This is a genomic window from Duganella sp. sic0402 (assembly GCF_019219065.1).
In the GTDB taxonomy this organism is placed as follows: domain Bacteria; phylum Pseudomonadota; class Gammaproteobacteria; order Burkholderiales; family Burkholderiaceae_D; genus Rugamonas.
Genome location: NZ_JAHUWK010000012.1, coordinates 171,771 through 188,249, shown reverse-complemented (window position 1 = coordinate 188,249; position 16,479 = coordinate 171,771). Strand labels below are relative to the sequence as shown.

Genomic DNA, 16,479 nt, shown 5'->3' with positions numbered 1-16,479 from the left:
ATGAAACAGGCAGGGGTACCAATCTGACCCACGGGCTCAATGGCCCAAATTCCGATCGGCATCACCCTGCCTGGCCGCCTCTACCACTTTATCCGATGATGGGGCGGTATGCTCAATATACGAGTTCTGCCAAACGTACACGAGCTCGTGTACGTTTGGCAGAACTGACCCCGGATTTTGTGCTAACATATGAACATCTATTCATATGTTGGTGATGATGAGCTGCCTGCACGACCATTCTTTTTGCGATCCGCAGATCGCGCAACTGGCTGATTTGTTTCATTTGCTGGGCGATCCGACTCGCTTGCGGATTGTGCTGGCCTGCGTGCCGGCGCCGATTGCGGTCAGCGGGATTGCTGCTACGCTGGATCTGAGCAGCTCGCTGGTCAGCCATCACCTGCGCCTGCTGCGCGCCGCCCGCATCGTCAAGTCCGAACGCCAGGGCAAGCAGGTGTTCTATTCCGCCGCCGACGCCCATATCAGCGGCGTACTCCACGATATGCTCGAACATATCGCCGAACCTTCCACCGGGAACGAAGCATGAGCAAGCACCACGATCACGATCATCATGACCACCACGGCCATGACCATGGCCACCATCACCACCATCATGGCGATCCGAACGCCATGGGCCGCGCCTTCGTCATCGCCATCGTGCTCAATTCGGTGTTTGTGGCGGTGGAGTTTTTCTACGGTTTCCTGGCCAATTCGACCGCGCTGATGGCCGACGCCGGCCACAATCTGTCCGACGTGCTGGGTCTGATGCTGGCCTGGGGCGCCGCCATCCTGGCCAAGCGCATCCCCAACCAGCGCTATACCTACGGCCTGCGCAGCTCGTCCATCCTGGCGGCGCTGTTCAACGCCATGCTGCTGATGGCGGCCTGCGGCGGGATTGCCTGGGAAGCAGTGCAGCAGCTGATTCATCCGGCCCCGGTGGCCAGCGTTACAGTGTCGGTAGTTGCCGGCATCGGCATTCTGATCAATGGTTTTTCGGCCTGGCTGTTCATGGCCGGCAGCAAGGACGATATCAATATCCGTGGCGCCTATCTGCACCTGGCGGCCGATGCAGCGATCTCGCTGGGCGTGCTGGTCGCTGGCCTGATCGTCGGCTACACGGGCTGGAACTGGGTCGATCCGGCAGTCAGCATGGTGATCGTGGTGATTATCGTGATGAGCACCTGGTCGCTGATGAAGCAGTCGCTGCGTCTGGTGATGGCGGCCGTGCCGGACAATGTGGACCGCGCCAAGATCGAAGCCTTCCTGAGCAAGCAAGAAGGCGTAGCGGAATTACTGGATCTGCATATCTGGGCGATGAGCACCACCGAGAACGCGCTGACGGTACAGCTGGTGATGCCCGGCGGCTATCCGGGCGATGCCGCCATCGATGCGCTCAGCAAGGCGCTGCGCGAGGAATTCTCCATCCAGCACAGCACCTTGCAAGTGCGCCTGGGTAGCAGCGAGGTGGAGTGCTGCCTGCAAGCGCCAGCACCATTTGCGGCGCCGGCGCACAACCACGCGCACTAGGCGCGCAGCGGTTACGATTACTTGACGTCGACCAGTTCGACGTCAAAGATCAGCGCGGAATTTGGCGGGATGCCGCTGCCTGGCGTGGCGCGCGAGCCGTAAGCCAGTTCCGATGGAATGATCAGCGTGCGCTTGCCGCCCACTTTCATGCCGACGATGCCCTGATCCCAGCCCTTGATGACGCGGCCGGCGCCCAGCACGAAGTCCAGCGGTTCGCCGCGCGGAATCGACGAGTCGAACTGCTTGCCGTGCATATTCTTCGCCAGCGGACGATACAGCCAGCCGGTGTAGTGCATATAGACGGTGGCGCCCGCCGTGGCTTCACGCCCGGTGCCGACCTTGGTTTCATTGATGATCAGCTGCTCGGCGGCAGGACCCGGCGTGGCGGAACCGACCACCACCGGTGCGGCCGGGGCTGCTTCTGCTGGGGCGGCCGGGGCGGCTGGCGCCTGTTGTGGCTGCTGTGCCTGGGCCAGAGCGGCGGCAAACAGCATGGCGACGAAAACGGAACTACGCTTCATGTGGCTTCTTTCAATGAGGTCTGTAGACAGCTCGCCATAATAGCAAATTAGACAGCGTCCGGGGCCGTTGTTGTCAATACGCCATCTGCCAGCTTGCGTAGCGCGTGGCCGGCGCACACCATGCCGAAGGTGGCGGTGACGACCATCGCCGAACCGAAGCCGGCGCAGTTCAGGCCAGTAACACCGCCGCTGCGATCATCGCCATCCACCGCGCACACTTCGCCGGTCTCGGGGAGTTTCAGCGGCTCGGTCGAGAATACCGCGTCGATGTGGAACTTGGTCTTTTCGCCGCGCGGGAAGCCGTACTGGGCGCGCATAATCTTGCGCACTTTTTTCAGCAGCGGCTCCTGTTCGGTCCTGGCCAGGTCGCGCACCGAGATTTGCGCCGCGTCGGTCTTGCCGCCGGCGCTGCCGATGGTGATCACCGGCAGATCGTGCTGGCGCGCCCAGGCCAGCATGGCGGCCTTGGCCTTGACCGAGTCGGTGGCGTCGATCAGATAGTCGTACTTGTGCTTGCCGATCATCTGTTCGATATTGTCCGGATCGACAAACTCTTCGATCTGGTGGACCTTGCAGAAGGGGTTGATCTGCGCGATGCGCTCGGCCAGCGCGGTGATCTTGGCCATGCCGACAGTGCTGCTCAGCGCCTGGATCTGGCGGTTGATGTTCGACTCGGCCACGTTGTCAAGGTCGATCAGCGTCAGTTCGCCAATCGCGCTGCGCGCCAGCGCCTCGACGATCCACGAGCCAACACCGCCAACGCCGACCACGCAAATATGCGCGGTACGGAAGCGTTCCAGCGCATGCGCGCCATACAGGCGAGCAATGCCGCCAAACCGCCGCTCAAAGTCGACGTCGTCAAAATCAGGGGAAGTAATGCTGTTCATCCCGACATTTTACCGTCCGTGGCCGGTCAGCGCCTAAATCCGGAAATTTGCGAAGTATTCTAGAATAGGCGCTTAGCCCATAGAAAGCCACGCCATGAGCAATACCTTGTTCGACACCGCCCCTGACTTCAGCCAGCCGATCGCCGTGCTGAAGCATTGTCACGACCGCATCCGCAAACAGTTGCAAACGCTGCAAAAACTGCTGGAGCACCTGCCCCTGCATGGCGCTGATATTGATGCACAGAAAGCCGCGCAGGCGGTGCTGAAATATTTCAATCATGCCGCCCATTTGCACCACGAGGACGAGGAACAGAATCTGCTGCCGATGCTGCACGCCACCGCGCGCGATGCTGACGCCGCCCTGCTGCAGGAGCTGGCGCCCGGCATTCTGGCCGGTCACGAGCAAATGGATAGAGACTGGTCTATACTGAAGTCGCAACTTGAACAAATCGCCAACGGCAGCGGCACAGCCCTGTCGGCCGGGGACGTAACGCGCTTCTGCGACGCCTACGCGGCCCACATGGTGGTGGAGGAAGGCAATATCGCCCCCATGGCCAAGCGTTTGTTCAGCCAGGAACAGATGGCGCAACTGGGCAGTGCGATGCAGGTACGGCGCGGGATTACCCCCGTCCTGCCCACCAGCCAGGTGCCTGAGCAGCACACCAAGGCGGTCGATAACACGGTTGCCGATGGCGTGGTGCTGGCCGACCTGCGGCTCGATTACGGCCGCGCCAGCCTGACGGAAAACGATGTGCTGGACGATCCTATCGATCAGTTCGGCAAGTGGTTTGAAGAAGCCATGCACGCCAAGGTCAACGAACCGAATGCGATGAGCGTGGCCACGGTCGATGCCGACGGCAAGCCGACCTCGCGCATCGTGCTGATCAAGCAATACGATCAGCGCGGTTTTACCTGGTACACCAATTACGACAGCCAGAAGGGCCAGCAACTGCGCAGCAATCCGCATGCGGCGCTGCTGTTCTTCTGGAGTGAGCTGGAACGGCAGGTGCGGATCGAAGGCACGGTAGTGCGCACCGCCGCCGAGGAAAGCGACAAGTATTTTTACAGCCGGCCGGTGAAGAGCCAGATCGCTGCGATCGCCTCGCAGCAGAGCGCGCCCATCGCCAACCGCGAACAGATGGAAAGCAATTACGACGCCGCCGCAGCAGTCAGCGGCGAGCATCCGGTGCGGCCGGCGCACTGGGGCGGCTACCGCCTCGATCCGCAGCGCATCGAATTCTGGCAGGGACGCCGCTCGCGTTTCCATGACCGGATCGTGTACGTCAAACAAGCAGATGGCAGCTGGGTGAAGGAACGCCTGCAACCGTAAGCACGCGTCCCGTTCGGAATACCAGACCACCGTTTGCGGTGGTCTTTTTTTATTCTGAAGCGCGGGAGGTTATCTTGTTCGTACAGAATCAACTCAGCCATTGGATCGACGGCATCCGCCAGCAGTTGACGCTGCCGTTGCGCATCGAGTTATGGAACGGTCAGCAAGTCGATCTATCCAGCGAAACCCCGCGCGTGACCATCCGGCTGCCGAATGTGGCGGCGGCGCGCTATCTGCTGACGCCATCGCTGTCCAACCTCGGCGCGGCCTATGTTGAAGGCGCGATCGAGGTCAAGGGCAAGGCGCGCGACATGATCGCCGTGGTCAACGCGCTGGCGCGCACCACGCTCAAGGCCGAGGGCAAGTTTGCACGGCTGGCGCGCAGCATCCGCCACAACCGGCACAAGGATGCCGAGGCAATCCGCTACCACTACGATGTGTCCAACGATTTCTACCAGGCGTTCCTCGATCCGCACATGGTGTATTCCTGCGCCTATTTTGAGGACGGCGACGAGGACCTGCCCACCGCGCAGCTGAAGAAGATCGACCACATCCTGCGCAAGATCGAACTCCAGCCGGGCCAGACGCTGCTCGATATCGGCTGCGGCTGGGGTGCGCTGGTGATACGCGCGGCGCAGCAGTACCAAGCCCGCTGTGTCGGCGTCACGCTGTCGGAAAACCAGTACGCACTGGCGCAGCAGCGGGTGCGCGAGGCCGGCCTGGAACACCTGATCGAGATCCGCCTACAGGACTACCGCGACGTGCGCGGCCAGTTCGACCGCATCACCAGCGTCGGCATGTTCGAGCATGTCGGCCTGAAGCATTTGAAGGAGTACTTCAGCGCCATCCACCAGCTGCTGGCGCCCGATGGCGTGGTCATGAACCACGGCATCACCAGCACCGATGCCGACAACGGCGAGACGCCCTACGGCGGCGGCGAATTCATCGAGCGGTATGTGTTCCCTCACGGCGAACTGGCACACATCGGCCACGTGCTGAAAGCCATGCAGCAAGGCCAGCTGGAAGTGTGCGACGTGGAAAACCTGCGCCGCCACTACGCCCGTACCTGCGCCCTCTGGACCGATAATTTCGAGGCGCAAGGCGAGCGCGTGCGCACATTAGCCGGCGACAAGCGCTACCGTATCTGGCACGTCTACCTGGCCGGTTGCAGCTACGCGTTCGAGCATGACTGGATCAGCCTGTACCAGATCGTCGGCCGTAAGGCCGGCCAGCGCTCAGCGGCATTGCCGTGGTCGCGCCAGCATATGTATCCGGCCGTCAGCGCAGGCGGCCGGCAAACGTCTTCCTGAACTTGTCGACCTTGGGCGCCACCACAAAGGCGCAATAGCCCTGCAAGGGATGCTGGCGGAAATAATCCTGGTGGTAGTCCTCGGCCTTGTAGAAAGGCTGGGCCGGCACCAGCTCGGTGACGATGGGCGCGTCCCACACATGGGCCATTTCGGCGATCACCTGGCGCGCCGTGGCTTCCTGCTGCGGCGACTGGTGGAAGATGACCGAGCGGTACTGCGTGCCGACATCGTTGCCCTGACGGTTCAGCGTGGTCGGGTCGTGGATGGTGAAGAAGATTTCCAGCAGATCGCGGTAGCTGATCACTTGCGGATCGTATTGCAGCTTGACCACTTCCGCATGGCCGGTGGCGCCGGCACACACTTGCTCATAGCTAGGATCTGCGGCCTGGCCGCCCATGTAGCCGGACTCGACCGAGTCAATGCCCTTGACCTCCAGATACACCGCAGCGGTGCACCAGAAGCAGCCACCGCCGAGTATCGCCGTTTCCACTTGATTTGCCATGATTCCATCCTGAAAACCCGCTATGCGGCCATATTAAGCCTGTTTGCCGGCCTGTGCACATAGTGTCCGCAAAAGCCGACACTATCGTGCGCTATCGCTGCCCGTAAGGACTCTTGATCAGCGGACCACGCTTCATCTGCTTGGCACCGGGTGGAATCGTGTCCGGGCAGACGCCGGCAAAGCGCCCTTGCAGCGTATCGCTCTGCGTCTCCAGCTTGCCGCCAGGCAGCGGGTAGGTGGCGGTGAACGCGATCTTGTAGGCGGAGACAAAGTCTCCCGTCATGCTAACGGTTAAGCGTGTGGTCTTGTCGCACACTGCGACTAGGCGCTGGCCCTGTTCATCCCGCTGCTGCGACTCCAGCACGCACTCGCGTTCGAAGCCGGACCATACATCGTCCTCCAGAATGCGGTCCTTGTCGGCCTGCACGCATATCTCGTAGGAAAACGGCGTATGCTCCGGCGTCACCTGCCACAGGCCCGAGGCGCGTTGCGGCGGCGCCGTATCGGCGGCAGACGACGCGGCGCAGGCCAGTAACAGCGCGGTGAAAACGGCGGTGGGTGCGGCACGGTAAATCATCGGGTGATCCTCAAAAATGGTGGAGGAGTCACTATAGCGCAGCGGGGTTTCATCTCGTTGCACACAAACTTTGGCATAATGGCTCATTATGAACACCAATTCCCCGCGCGCCGAAGAGCGCAGCTTTGACACCGCCCATTTCCGTCAGGCGCTGGGCCAGTTTGCGACCGGCGTGACCATCATCACCACCCGGCTGGCCGACGGCACCTTCCGCGGCCTGACCGCCAGTTCCTTCAATTCGGTGTCGCTGGACCCGCCGCTGGTGCTGTGGAGCCTGGCCAACGGCGCCAATTCCATGCCTATTTTTACCGGCAACTCGCACTACGTCATCAATGTGCTGAGCGCCGAGCAAGCCCACCTGGCCAAGCGCTTCGCCACCCGTGGCATCAACCCGTGGGAAGGCGTCGAGTACGAGCTGTCGCGCACCGGTCAGCCTATCCTGAAAGGTGCGTCGGCCTGGTTTGAGTGTCATAACCGTAGTCGCTATCCGGAAGGCGACCATGTAATTTTTGTCGGCGAAGTCGAGTTCTGCGCGTTTTCGCCCTGCCCACCGCTGATTTACCACAGCGGCCAGTTTGCCGGCCTCGGCTAATCACGTCGAAAAACGGAAATTGGTGTCGCTCTTTGAAAAGCCGGCGCCGGGGCGGCGGCTTAGAATGCTGGCAGCATTCATCACCATAACGAGAGACTATCTATGAGCCAAGCCCGCGCCCAATTCCACTGGGATGACCCTTTGCTGCTGGACCAGCAGCTGTCCGATGACGAACGCATGGTGCGCGAAGCCGCCGCCGCCTACTGCCAGGACAAGCTGCAACCGCGCATCCTGGAAGCCTTCCGCCACGAACAGATGGATACGTCCATCTTCCGCGAAATGGGCGAACTGGGCCTGCTCGGCCCGACCATCCCCGAGCAATACGGCGGCCCTGGCCTGAACTACGTAGCCTATGGCCTGATCGCGCGCGAAGTCGAGCGCGTCGACTCCGGCTACCGCTCGATGATGAGTGTGCAGTCGTCGCTGGTGATGGTGCCGATCTACGAGTTCGGCAGCGAAGCGCAAAAACAGAAATACCTGCCCAAGCTGGCGACCGGCGAGTGGATCGGCTGCTTCGGCCTGACCGAACCGAATCACGGTTCCGACCCTGGCTCGATGATTACCCGCGCCAAGAAAGTGCCAGGCGGCTATACACTGACCGGCGCCAAGATGTGGATCACCAATTCGCCGGTGGCGGATGTGTTCGTGGTGTGGGCCAAGGATGACGAAGGTTCGATCCGTGGCTTCGTGCTGGAAAAAGGCATGGCCGGCCTGAGCGCGCCTGCCATCCACGGCAAGTTCGGCCTGCGCGCCTCGATCACCGGCGAAATCGTCATGGACAATGTGTTCGTGCCGGAAGAGAACGCCTTCCCGGACGTGCGCGGCCTGAAAGGCCCGTTCACCTGCCTGAACTCGGCCCGCTACGGCATCGCCTGGGGCGCACTGGGCGCGGCGGAATCGTGCTGGCACACGGCGCGCCAGTATGTGATGGACCGCGTGCAGTTCGGCCGTCCGCTGGCGGCGAATCAGCTGATCCAGAAAAAGCTGGCTGATATGCAGACTGAAATCACCATGGGCCTGCAAGGCTGCCTGCGACTGGGCCGCATGAAGGATGAGGGCACGGCGGCGGTGGAAATCACCTCGATGATGAAGCGCAACTCGTGCGGCAAGTCGCTGGACATCGCCCGCGTGGCGCGCGATATGCTGGGCGGGAATGGCATCTCGGATGAGTTCGGCATCATCCGCCATATGGTAAATCTGGAAGTGGTCAACACCTACGAAGGCACGCATGACATCCATGCGCTGATCCTCGGCCGCGCGCAAACCGGCATCCAGGCCTTCCAGTAATACCTATCAGACCGAAATGCCGGATGCATCCTGCTTGGGCGGACGGCCGGACAGCCGTGCATATTCGCAGCTGAACGGGGATGGACGCTCATACCCGACCGCGTAGGCGGTACGGGTCGCATCCATGCCGGCCGTACGCCGCTATGCGATTGACCCGGTGCGTGCCCTAGCATTGGGGAGCAAGGCGGAGGCGCTGGTCCAGGGGCGTTAAAAAACCGCCGGCCTGCGTACGCTCAGTGCCGGCGGTTTTTTTGCGGCGTGGAAGATTTACCAGCCCTTGAAGTTGTAGCCCACGCTGACGTTGACTGCCAGTGGGTCCAGGCGCACGTCCTGTACTTGACCGGTCGAGTAGTGGGCCTTGGTTTTCAGCTTGGTCTTGATGACCGACGCGTCCAGGAACCACTTCTCATTGATCTTCACCGTACCGCCCAGCTGGAAGCTGACGGCTGCCTTGTCATCCAGCTTGAAGGTCGCGCCGGAGCTGCTGCCGGTGTTCAGGATGGCGGTCAGCTGGCCCGAACCGCGTTCCTTCTGGAACATGGCGTAGGTGAAGCCCAGGCCCACATATGGACGCACGGTCGCGTCCGGTTTAAAGAAGCGGTACTGGATGAACGCCGTTGGCGGCAGCACTTCCGCAGTCGCCAGCTTGCCCGTGCCTTCGATCGAACCAGCGCCGTACAAGTCGTGCTTATATGGCAGGCCCAGGTCCAGCTCGGCCGACACATTGTCGGTCAGCATGTAGGCAATGGTGAAGCGTGGCTTGGTGTCCGAACCGACGTCGGTCTTGGTGTTCGGCAGCGCAGGCGCCGACACATTGCCCGATTCGACTTTCGGGGTGATCTTGTTGGCGCCCAGGGTGCCGATCCAGGTGCCCGCGCCTTGTTGTGCCGATGCAGCCGAGGCTACCGTCATTGCGGCGGCCAGCGCCAGCAGTTTTACCGTGTTCTTCATATCGTCTCCAGATATTGATTATTAGTCCGGCCGCCACGCCAGCGCGACGCGGCGGCCTGCCACGACTGAATTACAGCCAGCCCTTGGTCACCAGCGCTTTGGACACATAGCGCGCCAGCAGCAGGTTGTTGTACGGGGTTGGGTGCACCTCGTCGGCGAACGAGTAGTGGCTGATATCGCCCGACTTCAAATTGCTCGCGTTGCAACCGAGCGCGCTGCCGATCGGGTTTTTGGTGGTGTCGGTCAGGTTGCAGGCCGGTTCGGACACATTGGTCAGGCCATATGGACCAGGATTGGTTGCCTGGTCGTGGCTGACCGCCCACACATCCACCACCACCACTTTGGACTCGCTGCCCAGGCCACTGGCCAGCGCAGTGTTGAAGGCAGTGGCCATGGCATCGATCAGGGTGCGGGTCGATGCGTCGTTGGCGCGGCCGGCCGGGGTGGTGGCGATGTCCGGCAGGTTATTCACCACCACATAGTTGGCGCCGTTGGCCAGCAGTTGATTTTTCACCAGTGCCACCAGTTCGGTGCCGGCGGTGGCCATGGCAGTGACCAGCGCCGGGCCGTTCGCGGCGGCATAAGCGGCGCCGGCTTTCTGGCCAGCGGCGGTGGCGTCGGCGGTGGCCTTGGCGATGTAGGTGGCCGAGTTGGCGACCACGGCCGAGTTACCTGGCTGCGCCGCAGCTGTGCCGATGGCGGCCTGGGTGATCGTGGTCTGGGTCGCGCCTGGTTGTATGGTAGCGGTCTGCACGGCGGCGGTAATCGCGGCGCCGGCGGCCTGCGGATTGGTCGCACCAGCGGCCAGTTGCGGAATCAGGCTGGCGAAGAAAGCCGGACCGGCCGCGTCGGTGCCGGCCTTGGTGGCGGCGGTGGACAGCACGGTCAGCTGGAACAGCGCATCGTTACCGCCTGCCATCACCAGCACCAGCTCGTCGCCCTTGAATTTGCCGCCGGCCGCTTTCAGGTGGTTGGCGATCTGGGTGGCGACCGGATAGGTCAGCGCGCCCAGCGGGCTACCGGCCAGCTTGTTGCCTGGGCCGACTGGATTGGTCACGCGCGAACCGCCCATGGCATAGCCGTAGCAGCCGGCTTTGGCGCTGACCGGCACCGAGAAACCTTTGGTGGCGTCGCCGTCGAGGCCAGTGACCGCCGGGCATGGCGCGGCCACGCCGATCTGGGCGGCCATCAATTCGGTCCAGTTTTTGCCGGTCAGGGTGGCGTTGATCGCGGTATTGTCGCCGTTGATGGTGAACTTGCCGCCTTTCAGCGCAGCCACAGTACCGACGTTGTAGGTGCCGACGTCCGACAGGCTGTCGCCGAACGACACCTGCGAAGCGTATTTGACTTTAATCGATTGATCGCCGGGGGCTGGATCGGTACCGCCGCAACCCGCAAGGACGGCCAGGGCCATTGCAGCAAGTGCAAATTTGGTATGACGCATATTGTCTCCTCAAAATATTCTTTAGCTTTGTTATACGAACGGCCGTGCTATTCGCAACCCGACTAATATGCCAGTCTCAACAACTCTTGTATAGAGGAATGCCACTAAAAACAGGGGTTTGTGAGCAAAAAAGAACGCTTGCTCGGCGTTTATTAAGCCATATCAAATAGTTACTCACCGAGATGGTGCAGAATCAAAGAAGGCGCGCGCCTCCCGCAGACAGAATGGCGCCACCAAACTGGCGTGGTAAGCATCCTTGACCGCCAGGTCGGCGGCGGCTGAGCTTGCCCCGCCTTCGATCGCCGCGCGCCGCACCAGCGCCTTGGTAGCGGCGAATTGCGCGCGGGTCGACAGGTAGGGGCCGCTCAGCGCGCTGTCATCCACATTCAGCACCGACAGATTCAGTCCGGCGGCGTTTTGCGCACGGAAATAGGCGGCGGCATAGCTGGTGTTTGCATACGGCACCAGCGGATCGGCATCGCCGCCGCACAGCAGCATCGGCGCGGTTGGCGTGTAGGTGCGCAAATCATTTTTCAGCAGCCATTTGCGCAGCGATTGCGCCGGCTTGCAGTTCAGCGGCGAGAAGCTGCTGGCGTTGCAGGGGTTGGCGCGCAGGTCGGCCAGATAGCTGTCGCGGTAGCTGGTCTTGATCAGGTGATCGGGGCCAAAGGCGCTGCCGTAGCCGCTGTTCTGCGGCAGCGAGTCGGCGGCAAACAGCACGTCATTGGGTAGCTTGCCGGCCGCCACCAGTGCGCTCAGGCTTTGCGTGCCGGGCAGTAGCCTGTCGATACCGCTCGCGTACTTGGGTTCGTAGATGTCGCTGGTGCTGCTGTACAGCCCGGCGCCGGCGCGCTGGCCGGCGTTGATCAGCATCGGGATAAAGCCGGCCGAACCGGTGGTCGGCGCGCCGTTGAAGATGCTGTCGCCGAACAAGGTCAGCGCGTACGGGCCGGACAGCGGCGCCACCGCCGTGACCGCGAATTCGCTGGGGAAGCTGGTCTGCATGGCGCGCTGCGTGGCCATCGCCACAAAGCCGCCCTGCGAATAGCCGGTGACCATCAAGCGGCTGGAGGCATTGGCGCTGATGCTGGTGAACACAGTGCGCGCGGCGCGCAGTGCATCGATCATGTCGGCCGATTGCTGGTCGGCGTCCAGGTAGGGATGGTAGCCGGCCGTGGTGTCGGCATAGCCAACATAGTTGGGCGCCACCACGATATAGCCTTGGGCCGCGAACAGTGCGGCGATCAGGCGCGGCTCATTGGAGGTCAGCTTGGCCATGTCGAAGCTGCTGAGCACCGAGGTGCCGTGCGCGTACAGCATCACCGGGCGGCCGCCCTGGCAGACCGGATCCGTACCGGAGGGCACATAGATGGCGGTGCTGCCTTGCGTATCGGCAGCGGCCGAATCGATGGTGTGGTACTTCAGCGTGTAGACGGTGATGGCGCAGGTCGGCGTGCCGGTGACGGCGCTGCCGAAATCGACATTGGCGTCGACAAAGGTTTTCAGCCTGGCGGGGTCAACCGTGTTCAAGGTGACGCCTGGACTGATGGTCACCGGCGACACCACGGCGGCGCCGATGGCCTGGCCGCGCAGCACCGGCGGAGGGACTGGCGGCGTGACGGTCGCGCCGCCGCTACCGCTGCTACCGCCGCCTCCGCCACAGGAGGCCAGCAGCATTACCAAGGGAATCATAGCCAGACGAGCGTCGCGCATATCGCATCCTTGCAAGATGGCCGGGCGAGACAATCGGCCGGCAACCAGTTTATCCTAGCAGGAAAGCAATCCGGAAACGACAGCTACCGGGGCAACAGTGCGCGGCTATTCTTTCAGCAGCGACGCGATGACGCCGGCCGAACCGAACACCGAGCGGCGCAGGCGATCGTTGACACCCAGCCATTCGCCGGTTTGCGGCGGCGTTTCAACCAGGATCAGGCCGGAGCCGGTCTGGTCCATATCGCGCAGCGCGGCGTACAGGCCATAGGCATAGCCGGCAGGGTCGGAGGGCAACACGCGTTGTGCGTTGGCGGTCAGCGATGCTGGCAGCGCGTGGCCGATCAGCGCCACCTTGATGCCTTGGGCTTGCAGCTTGGACAGCGTGTCGGCCAGCGCATCAGCCGTCAGCATGGTCACCGGCGTGCGCGGTGCGTAATGCGATTCCAGCGTGCCGGAGGCACGCGGCGCGGCCTGGTCCGGCGCGGCCGGCAGCATGCCGATCACGTCGGCAATCTGTTGCGCACTGATGTGGCCCGGACGCAGCAGCACCGGGCCGTGGGTAGCCAGGCGCGACATATCGACGATGGTGGATTCGATGCCGACTTCGCTGGAACCACCTTCCAATACCATGCCCAGTTCGGCGGCCGAACAGGCTTCGCCGCCGTTGAGGGCGCCGTCGTCGTGATCATCCATGCCGAACTCGTCGCGCACGTGCTGCGCCGTGGTCGGGCTGACATTGCCGAACTTGTTGGCGGATGGCGCGGCCAAGCCGCCCTTGCCGCCTTTGAACGCTTGCAGCAAGGCGATAGCGACCGGGTGCGATGGGCAGCGCACGCCGACCGAATCCTGGCCGGCCGAGACCGCATCAGGAATCTGCGGATTGCGCTTCAGGATCAAGGTCAGCGGACCGGGCCAAAAGGCTTGCGCCAGCTTGCGCGCTTCCTCCGGCACCTCGGTGGTCCAGTAATCCAGATCAGCGCCAGGCGCGACGTGCACGATCACAGGGTGGTCGTGCGGACGGCCCTTGGCTTCGTAGATGCGCGCCACGGCGTCCGGGTTTTCCGCATCCGCGCCGAGGCCATAGACAGTCTCGGTCGGGAAGGCGACCAGGCCGCCCTCTTCCAGGATGGCTGCCGCTGCGGCGATCAGCACCGGATCAGCGACAGTTGCGGCATGCTGCTTCACGGTGCCGCCTCGACTTCGATGCCCAACACGGCGCAGGCGGCGTTGAGCTGCTGCTGCGCTTGTTCCAGCGTTGGCGCGATCAGCGTCAGGTGCCCCATCTTGCGTGCGCGGCGTGGATCATCCTTGCCGTACAGGTGCAGATTGGCGCCCGGCAGCGCCAGGATTTCACCCCAGGCTGGCTCGCGTGGCGTGTCGCTATCACCTTCAAACCAGACATCGCCGAGGATGTTCAGCATGACGGCCGACGAATGCTGGCGCACATCACCGAGCGGCAGGCGCGCCATCGCCCGCACCTGCTGCGCGAACTGGCTGGTGACGCAGGCGTCGATGGTGTAGTGGCCGCTGTTATGCGGACGCGGCGCCATTTCGTTGACCACCAGCGAGCCGTCGGTCAACACAAAGAATTCGATGCACAGCACGCCCACGTAGCCCAGCTCGGCAACGATGGCTTGTGCGGCCTTCTGCGCTGTCAATGCCGACGCTTCCGACACATTCGGGCCGGGCACCGTGGTGGTGAACAGGATGCCGTCGCGGTGGACGTTTTCAGCGATCGGGTAGACCACCGATTCACCGTCGTGGCCGCGCGCGGTCAGCACCGACACTTCGTAGGCCAGCGGCAGCATCTTCTCCAGCAGACAGGTGACCTTGCCCATGGATTCAAACGCGGCCTGCACATCGGCGCGCGATTTGACGCGCACCTGGCCCTTGCCGTCATAGCCCATGCGCACGGTTTTCAGGATGCCTGGCAGCAGCTCATCACCGATGGCGTCGATATCCTCCTGCGAGGCGATCACCTTGTGCGGTGCCGGCATCACGCCCGACTTCTCGGCGCAGCTGACGAAGAAGGACTTCTCGGCCACGCGGTCCTGCGCCACCGACACGCCATGCGCATTCGGCGCGACGAATACCGATTGCGCCAAACGCGACAGGCTGTCCGCAGGGACGTTTTCAAACTCGGTGGTCACGGCGGCGCATTGCGCGGCCAGTGCATCGAGGCCGGCGGCATCGCCGTAGCCAGCGTTGACCAGGCGCTGCGCGACCTGGCCGGCCGGGCAAGCATCGGACGGCTCCAATACGGCAACCTGGTAGCCCATGGCTTGTGCGGCTTGGGCAAACATGCGGCCCAGCTGGCCGCCGCCCATCACGCCCAGCCAGGCTGGTGGATTGGCTTGCGGCAGAATGGGCTTGTACTTCGGATCAGTCATCTTATTCAAGCGGCAGAGTCATGGCCTTGGCGGCCTCGGTTTGCGTAACGCGGAAGGCTTCCAGCTTCTCCGCCAGCGCATCGTCGGTGGCGGCGATCATGGCCACGGCGGTCAGCGCCGCGTTGGCCGCGCCCGCTTCACCGATGGCGAAGGTGGACACCGGCACGCCTTTCGGCATTTGCAGGATCGACAGCATGGAGTCTTCGCCACGCAGATACTTGGACGGCACCGGCACGCCCAGCACCGGCACGATGGTCATCGCAGCGACCATGCCCGGCAAGTGCGCCGCACCGCCAGCGCCGGCGATGATGGCGCGCAGGCCGCGCGCGCGGGCGCTCTTGGCGTAGGCGTACATTTCGTCCGGCATGCGGTGCGCGGAAATTACTTGCGCTTCAAACGGCACGCCGAATTGCTTGAGGATGTTGACCGCGTTCTGCATCACGTCCCAGTCCGAGGACGAGCCCATGATGACGCCAACCAATGGTTTCTGATCGGCCATCTTATGCCTTCAGCTTTTCGCCGGTCAGGCGTTCGATGGCTTCGAAATACTTGGCCTGGGTTTTGTTGATGACGTCAGCTGGCAGTGCTGGCGCCGGAGCGGTCTTGCCCCAGTCGGTCAGGGTTTCCAGGTAGTCGCGCACGAACTGCTTGTCGAACGATGGCGGCGAGATGCCGGTGGCGTAGGAATCGGCAGGCCAGAAGCGCGACGAGTCGGCGGTCAGCACTTCGTCCATCAGGTGCATGACGCCGTTTTCGTCCAGGCCGAATTCAAACTTGGTGTCGGCGATGATGATGCCGCGCGAGGCAGCGTATTCGGATGCTTCGGTGTACAGTTTGATGGCGACTTCGCGCATTTTGGCGGCCAGTTCGGCGCCGATGCGGGATTCCATTTCTGCAAAGCTGATGTTCTCGTCGTGCTCGCCCAGATCGGCCTTGGCGGCTGGCGTGAAGATCGGCTGTGGCAGTTTTTCAGCTTGCTGCAGGCCTTCCGGCAGCTCGATGCCGCAGATCGAACCGGTGGCCTGGTAGTCTTTCCAGCCCGAACCGATGATGTAGCCACGCACCACTGCTTCCACCATGATCGGCTTGAGGCGCTTGGCCACGACGGCGCGGCCTTTCACCTGCTCCACTTCATCGGCCGCCACCACCGACTCCGGCGCGACGCCGGTCAGGTGATTCGGCACGATGTGGCCCAGCTTCTCGAACCAGAAATCGGTCATCTGGTTCAGTACCTTGCCCTTGCCGGGAATCGGTTCATTCATGACAACATCGAAGGCCGACAGGCGGTCGGAGGTGACGATGAGGATTTTGTCATCGCCGACAGCGTAGTTGTCGCGGACTTTGCCGTGGCCGAGGAGTGGCAGGGACTTGATGGAAGACTGGTAGAGGCTGTTCATAGCAGGGGAATGTAATGAAAAAGCGAAAACCGGCGATGGAGGAATGCTCGATCG

At 62.6% G+C, this 16,479-nt stretch carries 17 protein-coding genes; 6 read left to right on the top strand and 11 right to left on the bottom strand.

Going from position 1 to position 16,479, the window contains the following annotated elements; translation table 11 throughout:
* The first annotated feature begins 217 nt into the window (after positions 1–217).
* Together KW842_RS23820 and KW842_RS23815 are read left to right on the top strand one after the other, a co-directional pair.
* Positions 218–544, top strand: coding sequence for a helix-turn-helix transcriptional regulator (locus KW842_RS23820; protein WP_218306613.1), 327 nt, complete (start codon positions 218–220; stop codon positions 542–544).
* Positions 541–1,524, top strand: a complete 984-nt coding sequence (locus KW842_RS23815; RefSeq protein ID WP_218306601.1) for a cation diffusion facilitator family transporter — start codon at positions 541–543, stop codon at positions 1,522–1,524. Before KW842_RS23820 ends, KW842_RS23815 begins: the two co-directional genes overlap by 4 nt.
* Positions 1,525–1,541: 17 nt before the next feature.
* Here the strand turns inward: KW842_RS23815 and KW842_RS23810 are convergent, their stop codons facing one another.
* The gene (locus KW842_RS23810) at positions 1,542–2,045 is read right to left on the bottom strand and encodes an FKBP-type peptidyl-prolyl cis-trans isomerase (RefSeq protein WP_218306600.1); all 504 of its coding nucleotides are present in this window, start codon (positions 2,043–2,045) and stop codon (positions 1,542–1,544) included.
* A 47-nt stretch (positions 2,046–2,092) separates the two neighbouring features.
* Positions 2,093–2,932 carry a ThiF family adenylyltransferase gene (locus KW842_RS23805; RefSeq protein WP_218306599.1) on the bottom strand — a complete coding sequence of 280 codons (840 nt, stop codon included), beginning with the start codon at positions 2,930–2,932 and terminating at the stop codon, positions 2,093–2,095.
* A 94-nt stretch (positions 2,933–3,026) separates the two neighbouring features.
* Here KW842_RS23805 and pdxH point away from each other — a divergent pair, with 94 nt between their 5' ends.
* Positions 3,027–4,262, top strand: coding sequence for a pyridoxamine 5'-phosphate oxidase (gene pdxH, locus KW842_RS23800; protein ID WP_218306598.1), 1,236 nt, complete (start codon positions 3,027–3,029; stop codon positions 4,260–4,262).
* A gap of 74 nt (positions 4,263–4,336) precedes the next feature.
* A complete protein-coding gene (locus tag KW842_RS23795) occupies positions 4,337–5,572 on the top strand; it encodes a cyclopropane-fatty-acyl-phospholipid synthase family protein (protein WP_218306597.1) in 1,236 nt (411 codons plus the stop codon).
* Here the strand turns inward: KW842_RS23795 and msrA are convergent.
* Both msrA and KW842_RS23785 read right to left on the bottom strand, forming a co-directional pair.
* Positions 5,541–6,074, bottom strand: coding sequence for a peptide-methionine (S)-S-oxide reductase MsrA (msrA, locus tag KW842_RS23790; RefSeq protein WP_218306596.1), 534 nt, complete (start codon positions 6,072–6,074; stop codon positions 5,541–5,543). The genes KW842_RS23795 and msrA overlap by 32 nt on opposite strands.
* Before the next feature lie 91 nt (positions 6,075–6,165).
* Positions 6,166–6,651: a hypothetical protein gene (locus tag KW842_RS23785; RefSeq protein ID WP_218306595.1), complete on the bottom strand. Its 486-nt coding sequence runs from the start codon at positions 6,649–6,651 to the stop codon at positions 6,166–6,168.
* Positions 6,652–6,739: 88 nt separating this feature from the next.
* On the opposite strand from KW842_RS23785, the gene KW842_RS23780 reads away from it, so the two are divergent.
* Positions 6,740–7,243: a flavin reductase family protein gene (locus KW842_RS23780; RefSeq protein WP_218306594.1), complete on the top strand. Its 504-nt coding sequence runs from the start codon at positions 6,740–6,742 to the stop codon at positions 7,241–7,243.
* A 102-nt stretch (positions 7,244–7,345) separates the two neighbouring features.
* The gene (locus tag KW842_RS23775; protein WP_218306593.1) at positions 7,346–8,530 is read left to right on the top strand and encodes an acyl-CoA dehydrogenase; all 1,185 of its coding nucleotides are present in this window, start codon (positions 7,346–7,348) and stop codon (positions 8,528–8,530) included.
* A 267-nt stretch (positions 8,531–8,797) separates the two neighbouring features.
* Here the strand turns inward: KW842_RS23775 and KW842_RS23765 are convergent, their stop codons facing one another.
* The 7 genes from KW842_RS23765 to KW842_RS23735 all read right to left on the bottom strand — a co-directional run bounded on the left by KW842_RS23765 (position 8,798) and on the right by KW842_RS23735 (position 16,425).
* Positions 8,798–9,481, bottom strand: coding sequence for an OmpW family protein (locus KW842_RS23765; RefSeq protein ID WP_218306592.1), 684 nt, complete (start codon positions 9,479–9,481; stop codon positions 8,798–8,800).
* Positions 9,482–9,551: 70 nt separating this feature from the next.
* A complete protein-coding gene (locus tag KW842_RS23760) occupies positions 9,552–10,925 on the bottom strand; it encodes an SGNH/GDSL hydrolase family protein (protein ID WP_218306591.1) in 1,374 nt (457 codons plus the stop codon).
* Between the two features lie 174 nt (positions 10,926–11,099).
* Positions 11,100–12,638 (bottom strand): S9 family peptidase, encoded by a 1,539-nt coding sequence (locus tag KW842_RS23755; RefSeq protein ID WP_218306590.1) that lies wholly within the window; start codon positions 12,636–12,638, stop codon positions 11,100–11,102.
* A 105-nt stretch (positions 12,639–12,743) separates the two neighbouring features.
* Entirely contained in the window at positions 12,744–13,823 is a 1,080-nt protein-coding gene (locus KW842_RS23750; protein WP_218306589.1) for an L-threonylcarbamoyladenylate synthase, read from the bottom strand.
* Positions 13,820–15,028, bottom strand: coding sequence for a 5-(carboxyamino)imidazole ribonucleotide synthase (locus KW842_RS23745; RefSeq protein WP_218306612.1), 1,209 nt, complete (start codon positions 15,026–15,028; stop codon positions 13,820–13,822). The genes KW842_RS23750 and KW842_RS23745 overlap by 4 nt, the downstream gene beginning before the upstream one ends.
* A 1-nt stretch (position 15,029) precedes the next feature.
* Positions 15,030–15,527, bottom strand: coding sequence for a 5-(carboxyamino)imidazole ribonucleotide mutase (purE, locus tag KW842_RS23740; RefSeq protein WP_218306588.1), 498 nt, complete (start codon positions 15,525–15,527; stop codon positions 15,030–15,032).
* Position 15,528: 1 nt separating this feature from the next.
* On the bottom strand, positions 15,529–16,425 hold the full coding sequence (locus tag KW842_RS23735) for a phosphoribosylaminoimidazolesuccinocarboxamide synthase (protein ID WP_218306587.1): 897 nt from the start codon (positions 16,423–16,425) through the stop codon (positions 15,529–15,531).
* Positions 16,426–16,479 lie beyond the last annotated feature (54 nt).